The sequence below is a fragment of the Roseomonas aerilata DSM 19363 genome (assembly GCF_000711725.1).
GTDB classification, from domain to species: Bacteria; Pseudomonadota; Alphaproteobacteria; order Acetobacterales; family Acetobacteraceae; genus Roseomonas; species Roseomonas aerilata.
In genome coordinates this window covers 1-15,567 of record NZ_JONP01000064.1, presented here as the reverse complement: position 1 = coordinate 15,567, position 15,567 = coordinate 1, and the positions used below count along the sequence as shown (strand labels likewise).

At 61.5% G+C, this 15,567-nt stretch carries 11 protein-coding genes and 6 pseudogenes; 5 read left to right on the top strand and 12 right to left on the bottom strand.

Going from position 1 to position 15,567, the window contains the following annotated elements; all coding sequences use genetic code 11:
- A pseudogene (locus BO39_RS34700) lies at positions 1 to 155 on the top strand (DDE-type integrase/transposase/recombinase); the annotation flags it as partial.
- A 205-nt stretch (positions 156 to 360) separates the two neighbouring features.
- On the opposite strand, the gene tnpA reads toward BO39_RS34700, so the two are convergent.
- Positions 361 to 729 (bottom strand): IS66-like element accessory protein TnpA, encoded by a 369-nt coding sequence (gene tnpA / locus BO39_RS27110; protein WP_043839668.1) that lies wholly within the window; start codon positions 727 to 729, stop codon positions 361 to 363.
- A gap of 62 nt (positions 730 to 791) precedes the next feature.
- On the opposite strand from tnpA, the gene BO39_RS35605 reads away from it, so the two are divergent.
- Positions 792 to 1,997: an IS110 family transposase gene (locus BO39_RS35605; protein WP_211257582.1), complete on the top strand. Its 1,206-nt coding sequence runs from the start codon at positions 792 to 794 to the stop codon at positions 1,995 to 1,997.
- 1 nt (position 1,998) lies between these two features.
- Here the strand turns inward: BO39_RS35605 and BO39_RS31930 are convergent, their stop codons facing one another.
- The 4 genes from BO39_RS31930 to BO39_RS31920 form a co-directional block, all read right to left on the bottom strand.
- A complete protein-coding gene (locus BO39_RS31930) occupies positions 1,999 to 3,411 on the bottom strand; it encodes a glycosyltransferase family 4 protein (protein WP_169742868.1) in 1,413 nt (470 codons plus the stop codon).
- Positions 3,412 to 3,463: 52 nt separating this feature from the next.
- Positions 3,464 to 4,672: a glycosyltransferase gene (locus tag BO39_RS31925; protein WP_156963997.1), complete on the bottom strand. Its 1,209-nt coding sequence runs from the start codon at positions 4,670 to 4,672 to the stop codon at positions 3,464 to 3,466.
- A 389-nt stretch (positions 4,673 to 5,061) separates the two neighbouring features.
- A complete protein-coding gene (locus BO39_RS27100; RefSeq protein ID WP_043839664.1) occupies positions 5,062 to 5,328 on the bottom strand; it encodes a hypothetical protein in 267 nt (88 codons plus the stop codon).
- Between the two features lie 1,003 nt (positions 5,329 to 6,331).
- Positions 6,332 to 6,877 carry a PilZ domain-containing protein gene (locus tag BO39_RS31920; protein WP_084698587.1) on the bottom strand — a complete coding sequence of 182 codons (546 nt, stop codon included), beginning with the start codon at positions 6,875 to 6,877 and terminating at the stop codon, positions 6,332 to 6,334.
- A 766-nt stretch (positions 6,878 to 7,643) separates the two neighbouring features.
- On the opposite strand from BO39_RS31920, the pseudogene BO39_RS27090 reads away from it, so the two are divergent.
- Positions 7,644 to 8,268: pseudogene (locus BO39_RS27090) on the top strand (DDE-type integrase/transposase/recombinase); the annotation flags it as partial.
- A gap of 156 nt (positions 8,269 to 8,424) precedes the next feature.
- Here BO39_RS27090 and BO39_RS27085 read toward each other — a convergent pair.
- A pseudogene (locus BO39_RS27085) lies at positions 8,425 to 9,654 on the bottom strand (IS110 family RNA-guided transposase).
- 258 nt (positions 9,655 to 9,912) lie between these two features.
- Here BO39_RS27085 and BO39_RS27080 point away from each other — a divergent pair.
- Positions 9,913 to 10,155: pseudogene (locus BO39_RS27080) on the top strand (integrase core domain-containing protein); the annotation flags it as partial.
- Positions 10,156 to 10,860: 705 nt separating this feature from the next.
- On the opposite strand, the gene BO39_RS33245 reads toward BO39_RS27080, so the two are convergent.
- Complete coding sequence (locus BO39_RS33245; RefSeq protein ID WP_156963995.1) at positions 10,861 to 11,118, bottom strand: hypothetical protein; 258 nt, start codon at positions 11,116 to 11,118, stop codon at positions 10,861 to 10,863.
- A 323-nt stretch (positions 11,119 to 11,441) separates the two neighbouring features.
- Between BO39_RS33245 and BO39_RS27075 the strand changes: the two genes are divergently transcribed.
- The gene (locus tag BO39_RS27075; RefSeq protein ID WP_043839659.1) at positions 11,442 to 11,672 is read left to right on the top strand and encodes a hypothetical protein; all 231 of its coding nucleotides are present in this window, start codon (positions 11,442 to 11,444) and stop codon (positions 11,670 to 11,672) included.
- A 161-nt stretch (positions 11,673 to 11,833) separates the two neighbouring features.
- Here the strand turns inward: BO39_RS27075 and BO39_RS34695 are convergent.
- The 5 genes and pseudogenes from BO39_RS34695 to BO39_RS27045 all read right to left on the bottom strand — a co-directional run bounded on the left by BO39_RS34695 (position 11,834) and on the right by BO39_RS27045 (position 15,414).
- Positions 11,834 to 12,070, bottom strand: a pseudogene (locus BO39_RS34695) (transcriptional regulator).
- 513 nt (positions 12,071 to 12,583) lie between these two features.
- Positions 12,584 to 12,838, bottom strand: coding sequence for a helix-turn-helix domain-containing protein (locus tag BO39_RS35585; RefSeq protein WP_043839655.1), 255 nt, complete (start codon positions 12,836 to 12,838; stop codon positions 12,584 to 12,586).
- Positions 12,835 to 13,572 carry an FkbM family methyltransferase gene (locus BO39_RS31910; RefSeq protein WP_169742867.1) on the bottom strand — a complete coding sequence of 246 codons (738 nt, stop codon included), beginning with the start codon at positions 13,570 to 13,572 and terminating at the stop codon, positions 12,835 to 12,837. The genes BO39_RS35585 and BO39_RS31910 overlap by 4 nt, the downstream gene beginning before the upstream one ends.
- Positions 13,573 to 14,308: 736 nt before the next feature.
- On the bottom strand, positions 14,309 to 14,539 hold the full coding sequence (locus BO39_RS27050; protein WP_342666347.1) for a helix-turn-helix domain-containing protein: 231 nt from the start codon (positions 14,537 to 14,539) through the stop codon (positions 14,309 to 14,311).
- Positions 14,540 to 14,703: 164 nt separating this feature from the next.
- Positions 14,704 to 15,414 (bottom strand): annotated as a pseudogene (locus BO39_RS27045) (IS6 family transposase).
- Positions 15,415 to 15,567 lie beyond the last annotated feature (153 nt).

Below are 15,567 nucleotides of genomic sequence, written 5' to 3'. Positions count from 1 at the left end.
CGTGGCGCAGCGCGAACTGCTACCCGAGGTCCGGCACCGGAGCAGCCGCTACCTGAACAACAGGGCCGAGAACTCACATCGGCCCACCCGACGGCGAGAGCGGCAGATGCAGCGGTTCAAGTCGGCCGAGCAGGCTCAGCGGTTCCTCTCGGCGCACAGCATGATCTACGGCCACTTCCGTCCTCGCCGGCACCTGATGACTGCCGGCGAGTACCGGCGCGCCCGCACCAAGGCCTTCCGGATCTGGCAGCAGGAAAGCTGCGTCCAAGCGGCATGATGATCCTGCCGTATCCCCACTCGCGCAACTGAACTTGCCTTCTCGCCAAACAACTTGCCAATGCCCACCGGAGGGAACCGGGATTACCGCCGTAGCACCGGCAGCACGCGCCGCAGCGCTGCTGCGTCCACGTCCGCGCCGATCCGAACAAGGGTGCCATCCGGCAGCGCGATCTCGGTCCGCGGGTCCGTCGCCCTCGCAGGCGCCACAGGCCCGGGCGGCACCGCGTCGCTCACCTGCAGGGGCAGAAACACCGGCTCCCGAGGATCGACCACCGCCAGCCGCCCCTGCCGCAACTGACGCCGCCAGTACCACAGCAGACCGCGGCTGATGTCGTGCCGCCGGGCCACCTCCGACGTCCGTGCTCCAGGCTGTGCCGCCTCGGCCAGCACGCGCAACTTATCCTCGGCACGCCAGCGACGACGCCGCTCCACTCCGATGATAATTTCCATCCCGCCCCCGCCCTTTGCGTCGCTCTTGCGAGCGTCACTAGGTCAGAGATCATCAGCCCTCAGTGAAGGCGGCACTCGGCGGATGGGTACAGTCCACCCATGCCGCGGTCGCGATTAGCGCGCTCGGTGCCCGCCTCGGCAGCCTGTCCATCGCGGTCAACAGCCGCGGGTACCGATCCCTGCTGAACTGGGCACGGTCCTCCGGCCCGATCCGCGCATTTGGTGTTGAGGGCACCGGCTCTTACGGTGCCGATCTGTCCCGGTTCCTGAGTGAGCACGGCTACCGCGTCCTCGAAGTCAACCGGCCCAGCCGCCAAGTCCGGCACCAGAAGGGCAAGGATGATGCGGTCGATGCCGAGAGCGCGGCCCGAAGCGTGCTCGCTGGCCAAGCCTCGGCACGGCCGAAATCCGGCACGAGCACTGTAGAGATGATCCGCCACCTCAAGGTGGCCCGCGACGCCGCCGTCAAGGCGCGGAGCCAGGCCATGCAGGCGCTTAAGGCCATCATCGTCAGCGCGCCCTTAGCGCTGCGCGAGGGGCTCGACCGCCTGACTGGCAAGATGGCGCTGCTCCGGCACCTCGCCGCCCTGCCCACAGGCCCTCTCACCTCGACGATGGCCTCCGCCAAGGCCAGCCTGCGGGCGATCGCTCGCCGCTGGCTGGCCCTCGACGTCGAAGTCAGGGACCATGATGCCAGCCTCGGGCAGCTGACCCAGAGCCTCGCACCGGAGCTGATGCAGGCGCACGGCACGGGCACGGGCACCGCCGCCGAAGTGCTCATTCTCGTCGGCGACAACCCCGAACGAATCCACTTCGAAGCGGCCCTGGCCAAACTTGCGGCGCCTGTCCCATCCCGGGCTCCAGCGGCAGGACCAACCGACACCGCCTCAACCGAGGGGGTAATCGCCAGGCCAATACCGCCTTCTACCGCGTGGTCATCGTCCGCATGCGGGCCCACCAGCCCACCCTCGACTATGTCAGGCGCCGCACCGCCGAGGGAAAGAGCAAGCCCGAGATCGTCCGGTGCCTCAAACGCTATGTGGCGCGCGAGATCTTTGGCTATCTCTGCCGCCCAGCCGACGCCCAACACTCAGCGTGAGCAGGCATTTGACCATTATAGGAGCATCAAGGCCGCGCAGCACCCACAGCGCAGAACCCCGCCCGGTCCTCCAAGGGGCCCTGGCTTACGCCATCTGCCACGCTACCTGGTGGCCAAAGTCGAGCTCAGTCGCCGATTTGTGGGCCAAGTACCACAGGATCCCCATTAGTTCACCGAACTCGCACCCAGCCGATCTTCGCACCTAGACTCCGCTTCTCCGTAGCGTTCGAAGGCCAATCCTCTTTTTTAAACAGCCTACTCGTCTCAATCCGAACACGAAACACTCGGCGATCTGTTAAATATCCTGCATTAACTGGGATACGATAGGTGGCCGCCCGTGCAGTAACTTCGTGCGTTGCGGCAAGTTTACCTCCAACATAGAATTGCATTGTAACGCTTGTCTCGCCGCCTTCTGCCGGAATCCACAGGAAAAACTCAATCTCTTTCGGTTCAAAATTCTCCGCCACAGGCAAGGTGAGTTCTGCTTCGGCTGCACGCATCCACACTCCCCGCTGCTCGACAGGGTGAAATCCTCGCGTTAGGTACCGCGCAGCCGACGTAGACTCGTGGAACGACACTTTCTGGTCGCGTTGAATATCACCCCGTATCCCGCGCCAAATTGCAGATCCAAACTCTTCCCAGGAAAAACGCGCTGCTGAAGCAGCAATATCGGTCTCAGTGTTCGCCAGTGCTTGACGGATCAGGCTGATAATGTCTTCAGATGCAGACGATGGATGGAAGATGTAACCGTTTCGGCCATGACTTATAATATCACGTGCAAACCCAGTATCACTAATGACGGGTACTACATTGCTCATCATTGCTTCTATGGCAGGGATCGGTCCTCCTTCAAGCAAAGATGTTGAGCAGTAAACATCAAAAGAGCGGTAGTGCTGCGGGAAATCGTCGTAGTGTGCCTCAATATACTCCACGTTAGGAAGACTCTGAAACTCTTGGAAGCGTTCCCAATGATGCCAGACGAGGCTGGCGTTTTCAACATCTTCCGCACGAGGACCGACGAGAATGACTTTCTTGTCCGGCATGGCATACGCAATTTCTAACATTTTCTCGGGCTGCTTGCGTTCGTAGTAGGCGCCCACGAACCCGATTGCACCATCACCAGTGCGTGTCTTTGGTTGGAAGTGTGCCGGATCAGCACCGCCTAGCGGCACCATAATGTTATTGGGCTGTGCCCCCCACTCGACGAGTGTCTCCCGATTCAGAGAGCAAGGAGTAAAGACAAGAGTGCAGGCGGCAGCCAAATTGACCAAGTCATCCTTAGTAACCCCTTTAGACAAGTCAGGATGAGTGTACCAGACGAAACAGTTCGCAGACTTAACATCAGGATAATTCTTCATCACCGCTACAGCCAGAGCAAAGTGAGCGAAGAAGTAGTTTCGAGCAGCCGGCAACGGATACGACAGTTTGTCGTTGCGTTCTGAGAACAAATAGAAACAGACGCTCCCCGAAGCACTTTCGATAACGCGGCATATTTTCTCTAGTATCCAGCCACGGGAATTTACGTTCAAAACGAAGCATATATCATGCAGCGCAGCCGTTTCGTCAAACGAGCGCATCTTCATCGTCGCAGCTGAGGGCATATCGTTTACCGTCACGGTCTTCTGTTACTGAGGCTCAGGATACTAGTTGTCTGAACAAGGCAATCTGCCGCTGTTCCCACGTAAATTCATGAGCTAGTGAGATATTATGAGCGTAGCCGTCGGGTCGCCACGGGAAATCGGCCATCACCGCTGACAAAATGGCAGGGAGCGTTTCAGGATTTGCAGGATTGTAGAAGGCGGCGGCAAGGTTGGCATTGCCGTAGCGTTCCACCGCCGGAAGGCTTGCAGCCACTATCGGAGAACCTGCGGCGAGATACTCGAAAAATTTAAGAGGCGATGTGATCGCTGCTCGCTCGTCATGCTCGCGGGTCATGACCAAAACGTCGGCTGCCTGCTGAAAAGGGAGCAAATGCCGCTGCGGAACATAGCCTGGCACCACAACGTTCGGCAAGGCACAGTCAACCACCGCACTGCGCCAGAGTGACTGATCACCTGAGTTGCCACCGAATAGGACAAACAAGCTTTTTGGCAAGGCCACTGCTGCATTAAGAAGGTGTCTAATGCCCCGCTCGATCTGCAAGCCACCTGAATATACCACGATGTGGTCAAAGCCGCGTTCTAGCAAGCTCTTGCGAATCTGCGTCGCCTCCCCCTTATATCTAACAAGGGATTGCGAATTCACCCCGCTGTCCAGCACAATGGTTCGATCCTTCGGTATTCCGATTTTAATCAGGCGCTCCCGCACCGCCTCCGTAATTGCAACAATCACACGTAGATTCTGATGAGCTCGGACTAATTCGGGTAGTTTCTTGAATGCGTTATTGTGATCCTCGTCGTGATCTTCGTAGACGCAGGGAATACCTGCCTTAAGGGCTCGTGACAGCACGACTGGGTGGCGGGTGTGCAGGAGACCGCAGTAGGGAAACACGCTCCGCGGGATATCGTAATCCAGCGCCCATTGACCTGGTGACAGTTTGGCGATCTTCGACGGCATGTCGTATATGCCGCGCATGTCATAGGTGGCCGGTACATTGTAGGTCTCAGTCACCATTCGTCGTATTGATGACAGCCCTTGCAATGACTCAAACTTCACAGGAACAGATTGCACGTCCGCTGCCAAAAGAGCTTCAAGGCCAAGATTCTGCACTGCCTGGGCTGTGTTGTTCGCCCAAATCAAACGTGCTCGAGCAGGACGGACAAACGGATCTCCGGGTACGGCGATGATCCCGTACTTCTTCCCTCCCAAAAGGCGGAACATCGAGTTAATCAGTCGTTGCTCCACTGATCGTCACCTTACGAAAAATCGTCCTGCACAGAGATCACAAATCCGTAAGTCTCGTCAACCTCGCTACCACTATGTGGGTACTTGAAGCGGTGGCCTGATCGACCCACTGGCGGATGACGCCCTAGGCAGGAAGTGGGCATGGGCAACGAGGACCGTGCTGCGAGCGATATGGATGCTTGGCTCGCGCCCTTTCTTGAGCAATAGGTCGCAAGACGGACAACACTGAGTTGACCCTCCCATGTAATGGTGGCCACCTCGGATAAGCTCCTGAGGGAGCGAGGTGCCCTGATCATGACGACGCGGCGTGAGTTCACGGAGGAGTTCAAGCGGGAGGCGGTAGGGCTGCTGGAGAGCAGCGCCACCCGTCGGCCGCGCCCGGAAGGCGCCTAGCCAGCCTTCCCCGCATCCTTGTTGACGTACGGCGCGGGCAGCCGCCCCGTGTCGCACCAACTGTCCACCAGCCGCACGATCATGTCGATGCTGCCCAGTCCCGCCCAGCCGCCGCCGGGGAAGCCCACCAGGCTGAAGCTGAACACGGTTCCCGCCTCATTCGACCCAATCCGCGCGCCGCGGTACTCGTAGGTTGGGCCGCCGGAGCCTCCGATCTGGGCGATGACGCGGGGCGGAGGATGTTTCGTTTTAAGCTCGGGCACCGGGCGTCTCCCTCTGGCAAACTGCGAGGACTTCGGCCTTGCAGCGGTCCTCCTGGCCGCGCGGGAGGTGCCTCCAGCCAACGCCCTTCAAAATGCCGTAAGCTTCGGACCAGCAGAGGCCGCCACGCTCCGCCAGATGCTTCAAGGTCTCCCCGTGGTTCGTCAGGGCCTGTGCTTCATGCGGCGCCAGCACGCGCCACGGAATGCTCTCGCGCGTGTGCTTTGGGCCCTTGATGGGGAACTTCCTGTCGATCGTCTCAAATGGTGCTGGGATCATTGCGCCCTGCTCAGCCTCCGTCCGCTCGCGCATGCGTTGCCCTTCTTGGCATTTTACACGCTGAGGTTGTGATATGCCATGCGAAGCATTCGGTATGGAAGGGTTCCTCGAGCTGGCCTGCCCTTCGCCACCTGCCCCGTAATTCCTCCCCGCACCTCAAGGCACATGTCAGGGAACCATTAGGCTTTCAGGTTCACCCTCCCCAAGCTTTTTGGGACCTAGTGGCAAGGACCATGAGATGGAACTCAGCTACGATGCCCAGGGGCGAGCCTGTGTCTTCCGCTACGAAGTGGGTGACTTCGTGTGCTTGCGCACTTCTGAAACCGGCGAGTACGCCATGGGCCGACTTGGTCATTGGGGCCGAGTGATTTCCGTCGCGCGCCGTGGGCCGAGCGAGACGTACGACATCCAACTCGCAGGCTACTCCGAAAGCAGGACTTCGACTTTGCAGCGCCTTACTAGACTGACGGGAAATCGCGTCGATCCTACTGATCGAAACGGCGTACCTATTACCCTGTCGGCCAACGAGGGCGTTCGAGGGGTAGACACCAGTATGCGTCAGAAGGTCGGCGGCCGGAGGTAAGGCCGGACAAGTCCTCTGACCTAATTGGCGAGCGCTCAACAATCCTTGCCCTTCATCGAGAGGTACATCACGGCAGACCGGCACACGCCTCCACCGTTCTCTGGTTAATGTATGGATCAGGCAGCTGCCTTGGGTCGACCCAGCTATCCACTAGGCGCACGATCATCGCGAGTGAACTCAAACCCTGCCCGGGTGCCGTTCACCCAGCGGCGCCGCGCAACATAGGTTGCGCCGTCCTCGATATTCAGAACTGCAACTGCTGGGAGGGGAATAGGCTCGGCAACATCGATCTGAGCTCCCCCTTCGGACAGGTCGATGACGGTGCAGCCGAAGGAACCCGCACCCGATAGGAGATGCGCGCGCAACTGGACCTCGTAACGCGGCCACCGCCGCCTTTCTTCATAGCCGAGGGCATGTTGCGACCCTGTGCTCGCCGATCCGACGAGCGCTTCCTTCCTGGTAATTTCCTGCTCGAACACACAGGCGAGGCGAGCACGCAGTTCGATCCCCACTACGCCGTCGCCCGTTATAGGCGCCTCGGCAAGGACCCTTGCCAACTGCCACCGTAGTGTCTGCAGAAGTTCTGCTGGAGCTAAGGCTGGTTCGCTGCCAGCGAGTATCCTCTTCAGTGCTTCGGCGACCGCCTGCGAAAGACAATCGTCGTCCGGTGGCTCCAGCCCATCTTGCATGACTTCCCTTCCGCCTTCGTAATTTTAGGTCCCGAACGCAGAGGAACTAAGCCGGTTCGTGGTCGGCAACCCGCCGAAACCTTTTGTGATGTCGCATCAATTCGAATGACCTTTACCTGTGCAAAGTGTTCTAACTGGCAGCCCAGAACATTAACAAAGGGTAAGATCCATCGATGACGGCGGACCCAGCTGATGGTGACGAAGCCACCACGAGGCGCAAAGGACCTGACCCGGCCTCGTTCGTTGTAGCCGCGCACGACCTTGCTGTATTTGCACGCCAGAACAACCTCAACCAGGCTGACGGGTTGCTCACCGAACTGCTCGTTGTGCTGTACGCGAGGAAGGGTGACACGCGGAACTGAAACTGCCTGTTGGCTTCCTACATGAGCCTACCAATGAGGAGGGTGGCCCTTGGCAGGGACGATGCAGGAGGCAGACATCCGAACCGGCTTCCAAGCTGGCCGGCGGACTGAGAGCGTACTCATCGTGTCCCGGCGCGACGAGGCTGGTGGGGTGGAGCATGTCCCCTACCTGCTGCCGAGCAGGCGTCGTGGTTTTGTGCTATCGGACTATTCCGCGGAGCCAGTGTGCGTGCCTACCGAGATCTCACCCGTCTTGTGCGCTTCATCGGTGACGATCTGAGCTACCATGGCATGCTTGCGCTGCACGAAGAGGGATCGCCCGCCTTTGCGAAGCTTCGGTCCTTTAGATGTTTGATCCCAGGGTTTGATGGTGCAGTCTTTTCCCCTGAGTTGAAGGACGCACTATGGGCCAGCTTCTCCACGGTAGCGCCACAACGACGGAGGCAGTCCGTCGAGCGATACACCATAGTCAAGAGGGCCTGAGAGGGCTGGCCCGGCGCTACGGGATCAACCCCAAGACGGTGGCAAAGTGGAGGAAGCGATCCTCTGTCTCCGACCTTCGCATCGGGCCTCTGGAGCCTCGGTTAACGGTCCTGTCGCCCGAGCGCGAGGCCTTGGTCGTTGCTTTCCGCCGTCACACACTGTTGCCATTGGAGGACTGCCTCTACGCTCTCCAGCCCAGCACCCGACCCATACGCGCTGAGCCTGCACCGCTGCCTCCAGCGTCATGGCAGCAGCCGGCTGCCAGACACCGAAGGCGGCAGGCCACAGCGTTCCAAGTTCAAGCGCTACCCCATCGGCTACTTCCACATCGACGTCGCCGAGGTCCGGACCGAGGAAGGCAGGCTCTACCTCTTCGTTGCCATCGACAGGATCTCGAAATTCGCCTTCGTGGAGCTGCACGAGAAGGCCACGCGCCGCATCGCCAGCAACTTCCTGCGCGCCCTCGCCGCGGTCGTTCCCTACAGGATCCACACCGTGCTCACCGACAACGGCACGCACTTCACCGAGCCTGGCGGCGATGGCTGGATGCAACGTCGAGCACAGACTGACCAAGCCACGGCACCCGTGGACGACGGATGAGATCGAACAGCCTTTTCTTGGTTCCGATGCTATGTTTCTCCAGTTCACGGGTGACCGCGTGGCACAGAGTGGGGTCTGGAGGTGCAAGCCCCGCCGCGCCGCCTACGACAGTCGCGCCTCCGTTGCGGCGCCCGCGGGCACCCGCCGCCCTCGCTTGGTCCAGCCCTCAGTCAGGCGCCGGTAGGTGACCTCCGCCTGCTCGGCCCTGCGCCTCTCCTCCTGCCGGGTGCGCGTCAGATTGTACTCGTAGGCAGAGCCCCGCTGTCCACGCCGCTCTGGCTGCCCTGAGCGCAGCTCGAGGTCGCGCAGCTTCTTGGCGTGCAGCGCTGGCCTGACCCCTGCGTAGTCCTCCTCCTTGCTCAGCATATGCCAGACGATGACGGCCAGCTTTCTGGCGACCGCCACGGCGGCGATGTGAGTGCTACGGCGGGCAGCCACCCGCTGGTAGAAGGCCCGCAACGGCCCGGGACCGCGCACAGCTTGCCATGTGGCCTCAACCAGCATGGTTCGGGCATGGGTCCGGCCCTGTTTGGTGATGCGGCCGTGCTGGGGCCGTCCTTCGCCGGACTGGTGGACGCTTGGGTTGGGTCCGAAATAGGAGACGAGCTAGTCCGGGCCCGGGAACCGCGAGATCGGCCCAATCGCGGCTGACAGTCCGAGCGCCACCACCATGTCGATGCCCAGAATGGTCATCAGGCGCTTGATGCTGGTGCTGGTCAAAGCCTCGCGGGCCAGCTCACGCTCGACGACCTTGAGGTCCTCGCCAAGGCGGTCGTACTCGCGCGGGTGCCGCTCCACAGCCTCCTTTTCGTCCGGCGGCAGGGGCTGCGCTAGGAGCCAGGCACGGCCTCGGACGCCGAACAGCTCGGCGTGTGGGCACTGCGGCAGAAGGTGGGCGTGGAAGATGGACTGCGTGATGGTCCGCAGCCGCACTCTCTGACGCACGATCTGGTTGCGCCGCGTGACCTGCCTTCGCATAGCCTGGCTTTCCGCGTCCGGAACCCAGACCTCGGGCAGGAAGCTGCTGGCGTAGAGCTTCGCCAGCACGGTTGCGTCGATCGTGTCGGTCTTGATCTTGGCATGCGCGATCAGTCGCACCTGACGCGGGTTGGCGATGACCACGCGCCCAACATGCGGTGCGATCACCTCGGCCACCGCTGCGGCATTGCCGGTCGCCTCCACCACAACGTGGTCGTCGTGCGTCAGCGCCCTGGCGAATGCCTCCAAGTGGTCCCGCGTCATGCCTACTCGCCCGAGACGGACGACCTTGCCGTCGTCCAGCATCACGGCCTCGGCGAGTACGCGGTGAATATCCAGTCCCACGACCCTCACCGGCTTGCCTCCTTGCCTCGCTGTTCCACGTCACGGGAGCTGGCGGGCAACACGGCAACTACGGATCCGCGCTCGCAGCGCATCTGGGCGAGCCGCAGGGGCGGCCAGATAATGGCTCGGGCTCGCAGCCCATGGTCTGAAGGTCGGCCTGCCCGCACTTGCGTGCTCCCGGTGCCCCATGTCCCGGATGGTCTCACCATAGCGCCGGTCCACCAGGATCAGCAGAAACATCGGGGCACCGGGGGTATCATGCCGGATAATGGCCAGGTCGAGCGCATGAACCGCACCATCAAGGATGCCACGGTCAGGCGCTTCCACTACGAAAGCCACGATCACCTCCGCCAGCATCTCGCCGAATTCATCGCGGCCTACAACTTCGCCCGCCGTCTGAAGACCCTACGCGGCCTCACGTCCTACGAAGCCATCTGCAAAGCCTGGACGGAGGAGCCGTCCAGGTTCATCCATGACCCGCACCACCAAATCCCGAGACCAAACATCTAGAACCGCCAGCGCACAGGACAAGGCAGGGTCAGCGCCCGCACGGGCCGTCTCTACTGAGGACCTTCCCTCAAGGTTACCGGTCACCTCCCTCGATCGAAACATGCTCAATCTTTGCGGCGGCCTGTGACCCCAAACAAGAACGGCCAGCCGATGAGGGCTACGCCCCCAGCTGCCAGCCGGTCTATCCAAACCACCATGCGGAAGCCTGGGTCGCCGCGGCGTTTACAAGAACGCAACGGTCTACGCCACAAAATTCGTTGCGGGACGACGGTCGGCGACGAACCCGGAAAACTAAGCGTCGGGAACCGTACATTCCCGCCTTGTGGCGCCCCGAAAGCCCTAGACCACCGGGTCACTCGTCGCAGGCATAGTAGCGATTGCTGCACCGCAGCATACTCAGTTGTTCGCGAGGCTCAGCGGAAGCTCGCGGCGGAGCGGCCGGGCGGGGCGCTCCTCCACCCCTACCCGGCCTGACCGCCTCCTCGAAGTAAGGATCAGCGAGGTGGGCGGCTGAGACCAGCATGGATAGACGACTGGCCCCAGCCCACCCCTGTGCGTGGAGGCCAGTCGGATCGGAATGGCGTAGCGAAACAGCGCCGCACTACCAACGGTTGAGTGTTAACATGGGCTGCACTTGGCGCTGCCTGGAACTTTGGGCATTTGCTCCTGGTCCTTGCACTGCCTCAACCCAGCTACCGAGCCAGATCAGGCATCCACCATATTCGCACAGAGTTGACGTTCAGCGGCCTGCAAGGCAACGGCGATCAGGGCTCGGTGAGCGGACAGTTCGTCATCGGCGATCGGCAGGGGTGCGGAGGCCAAGTAGCCAACAATACGTCCGCATGCAGCCTGGATTTCTGCTGAACGGACCTGCGGATCAGTGATGCCGTCGAGATGAACTTCCAAGCCTTCGTGCAGAGCGGCTTGAAGGGCCTTGGCGACGGACAGTGCGTTACGAGCCATACATCAGTGTCCTCAAGTCTTGACGTACTATTAACGTTCTGACCGCGGCCTACAATTAGTTCCGGAGCCTAAGACCACTACCAACCGATTGCATCTCGGAAACGAAGGACAGTCGGTGGCTGTGACATTCATGCATCAGTGCTGGGAACTGTGGTGTGTCAAGCTGTTACGGCTCCAACCTTACCGGCCGTGGTCAGTCCGGCTCTTAGGTGAAAAGACAGACCGTCTCTTTACCTTTGCAAACTCGGCCAACGGATGAGAAATGTTGCACGCCAAAAACATGTGCGGCGGACCGGCAGCACACCTGCAGCGAGAGCCACCGAATGTCGCCACGCGAGACTACCGAGCGGACCTTTGAGACCGAACTGCGGTCTGTTCTGGCTATTTTGCAGTGCCTGTCCGAATACGCCTCCGAGCGGGGCGACAATCAGTCTGCCGCCATCCTGCACAACACGGCGGCCTTGCTGGAGCTTTCAATGCCGGCGCCTACGCCGCGGGCGCAGGTACGCACTGAGGTGCTTGGTGGTGAGTACGTAGCTGCCGCTTTCGCCTGACACCCGCCGCAGAGCCTGAGTGCGCCGCATCAGTTGAATACGTGCCTGAATGTCATGGGTAAGCAGCCGGCCGACTTGACTGACAGGCGCCATCGGCCGGCTGCTCCCGAGGAGGGCTGGCGTGACTGCTTTCGCAAAAAACGCCAGCCCAGCCCGTAACCTCACCCATTGGCAACCTTCTTCAGCCGGACCCCAGCACCGCCTCCGTTCTCCGAAATGAACTCCACGCCTGCGGCCTCAAGGGTGGCGCGAATGGCTGTGAGGGTTGCAGCCCGTGGGTGGCGTGTCTGACCTTAGACGGCTCTCAGAGTTTCCAAGCTGCAGCCCGAACGATGGGCGAGCTTCCACTCCGCCCACCCAAGCAGCTCGCGTGCCGCCCAGCACTGCTCCGGCGTCACGACGCAGACCTCCGCAGCCGCACCCCTAGGCCCTCGCTGTTCGTGTCCGGGATGATTACCCCCACAGCTTGGAGGCCGGTGCGGATCGCGTTGAGGGTGCGCCTTCGAGGACGCGCGTTCGGCCCTTCGGCGTACCTCACTGCCGGAAGTTGCACGCCTGCACGGCGCGCCAGATCATTCTCCGTCCAGCCTAGCAGCTCTCGGGCTTGGCGGCACTGCGCCGGTGTTATTCGTCAGCTAACCTAGCAACGTGGGCAAGCGCCTCAGTCAGTGCTGACTCCATGGCTGCGACAGAGCTATCAGCCTCGCCGCCGTCGATTTCACCTGCCGCACAGTAGTCGTCATCGTGCGGATCCACGACCTCCCAAATCCAGAGATCACCCCAGGCTCCAGCGATTGGATCTGGAGACACGCGCAGCAACAGGTGAGGGTCGCCCGGCCGAGACGGCAAAGTCCTCGTCCAGACATTGCCCTCATGTGAGGTCCATCCGAGTGCGTGCTGATCCGCGTCGGTCACGTCGTCTGCGTGCCTGCAGCGGAATTCTGCTTGCGCAGCCTCACTCCCTCGCCGCCGCCGTTCTCGGCCATGAACTCGATGCCGGCGGTCTCGAGGGCGGCACGGATGGCGGCGAGGCTGGGTGTTCGAGGGCAACCGTTACCTGCCTCGATGTACTTCACGGTGTTAGAGACGCATGAGGCGGCACGGGACAGTTGCACCTGCGTCCAGCCCAATAGCTCCCTAGCCTGGCGACACTGCTTTGGCGTCATGCGGCCGGCCTCTTTGCTCGAATCCAAGCCTCAGCATTCAGCACTTTACCCGCGCACACGAGACCAGCCGCTGACAGACGCTGGCGGGCAGTGTCGCAAGCAGGCTTGCCGATAAAGGAAGGATGGAACTCGACCAAGACAAACCTCGCTCGGCTCAATCGGGCTTCCTGGACAGCGATGAACTCTGCTTCTCCTCCCTCGATGTCCATGACGAACGCGTCGAATTTCAGACTGTGCCGCATCTCAAGCGACGCAACATCTACCATCGGAACATGAATCGGTTCAGCACGAGGCCGATGAGCACTTCCAGCAACGATGTTGCCGCCAGGCCAAAACTTACCGTCACCTCCAACCACGCCGTTCACGATAGTGAAGGCAGCATCGTTCCGGTTCCGATTGGTGATCAGCGTCGGCAGCAGGGCAGGGTTAGCCTCAACCACAACGTGGCGCCTGGGGTCTTGAAGACGTCGATTGGCCAGACAGGATACCACCCCCAGGCAACCTCCTAGATCCAGCAGGGTACAATCGTGCGGAAGGTGCCGTAGCAGCCGGCGTTCTGGCATCTCGTAGAGACCCAGAAGAAAGCGCCCACGAAAACGGCGTGTCGTCAGTTCGGTCGGCACGGTGAAGCGAAGGCCTTGATGACGGTACTCTCCACCGAGCCGATCGAACAGCCATCCACTCGCCTGCTCAAGGTGACGGAACTGCGAAAGAGCAATCATGAAGTGCGGCACACTTGCTTTGATTGAGCTACGGCCATGATCACTCTCATACACTTTCCCATAGTCAAGCGTTCCGGTTCCGCAGCCGCACTCCCGGCCCGCCGCCGTTCTCATCCACGAAGATGACACCGGCTTCCTCTAAAGCAGCGCGGATAGCCGCAAGGGTCGCTGCACGTGGACGGCGCGTTCGAGTCGCAAAGGTCCTAAGGGTTTCCACGCTGCACCTAGCACGGTGAGCCACTTTCCATTCAGGCCAGCCAAGCAGATCGCGCGCTGCGCAGTACTGCTTAGGTCTCATGGCGCGGACTTCCTCAATCGCATTCCAGGCCCGCCGCCATCTGGGTCCGGGGTGATGACACCGGCCGCCTGCAGGGCCGTGCGGATGGCCACTACGGTGGAAGTGCGGGACCGTCCATTGCTCGCCTCGAAGTACATGACCGTTCCGATTCTGGTGCCTGCCCGTTCGGCGAGATCCTTCACGGTCCAGCCCAGGAGCTCCCGGGCTTGGCGGCATCGGTCCGGCGTCACCCCGCTTTGCCCCGCAAGCGAACCTCCAGCGTATCGCCACCTGTGAACTCCACGCCCTCGGCTTCTAGGGCGGCACGGATGGCCTTGGGCGCGGAAATGAATAGTTCGTGCTGCCCGGTCTCGAAAAACCTAACCGCCGCATCCGAGCAGCCAGCACGGCTGGCCAGACGGGTCCGGCTCCAACCCAGAAGCTCCCTCGCATGCAGACACTGCTCAGGCGTCACGGCCTCTTCTCCCGCAGCCGCACCCCAGCCCCGCCGCCGTTCTCGGCGATGAACTCAACGCCGGCAGCCTCCAGCGCGGCGCGGATGGCGTCCACTGTTCGCTCTCGAAGCGCTTCGCCGCGCTCAAGCCGCACAACAGTGTCTGGCGACACCTTTGCCGCCTCAGCAATCTCACGGACACCGAGGCCAAGGGCTGCCCTCGCCATCTTGCATTGCACGGCTAGCATTTCGTTACCCGGCGCTGATTTCGCTTGCGCCCACTGCGTGGCGTAACGTAATCATAACCCCGCTCGGGAAACTGGACAACAAACAGAAGCGGCTGAGGGCGGGCATTGGCAAGTTGTTCGGCCAGAAAGCCAGTTCAGCCGCGTGGATCAAGGATTCGGCAGGATCAGCAAGCCGCCTGGACGCAGGTCTCCTGCTGCCAGATCTGGAAGGTCTTGGTGCGGGCACGCCGGTACTCACCGGCCGTCATCAGGTGTCGACGCGGACGGAACTGGCCGTGGATCATGCTGTGGGCTGACAAGAACCGCTGAGTCTGCTCGGGCGACTTGAACCGCTGCATCTGCCGCTCTCGCCGTCGGGTGGGCCGGTGCGAGTTCTCCGCCCGGTTGTTCAAGTACCGACTGCTTCGACGCCGGACTCCGGGTAGGAGCTCGCGCCGAGCGACCCCGTAGCTCTTCAGCCCGTCGGTAACCAGCCGACGGGGCTTGTACTTGAGGCCTGCAAGCAGGCGCTTGAAGAACCGCTTGGCTGCACTTCCGTTCCGCCGGTCCTGAACGAGGATGTCCAGCACCACGCCGTGCTGGTCCACTGCTCGCCAGAGGTAATGCAACACGCCGTTTATGCGTAGAAACACCTCATCGAGGTGCTAGGTGTTGCCCGGGTTCGGCCAGCACCGCCGCAGCCTGGCCGCGAACTCCGAACCGAACTTGCGGCACCAGTTCCGGATGCTCTCGTGCGTGACGGTGATGCCCCGCTCCGCCAGGATCAGCTCCACATCTCGCAGGCTCAGGCTGAACACATGTTAGAGCCAGACCGCGTGGCTGATGATCTCTGCCGGAAAGCGGTATCCTGGATCGGTGGCAGGCTCTGACGTCATCCCGTCAGATTGCCCCGGCTCGGTTGTTCCGACCACAGGTCATCAACTTGCCAATGCCCAGCAATACGCTGTGCGAGGAGAAGGTAGGGAGCGTCAGACGAGCCTGAGGTAGGCGTGACCAGCCGGGCGGGGTGCAGGGCTCCGCGGCATGGC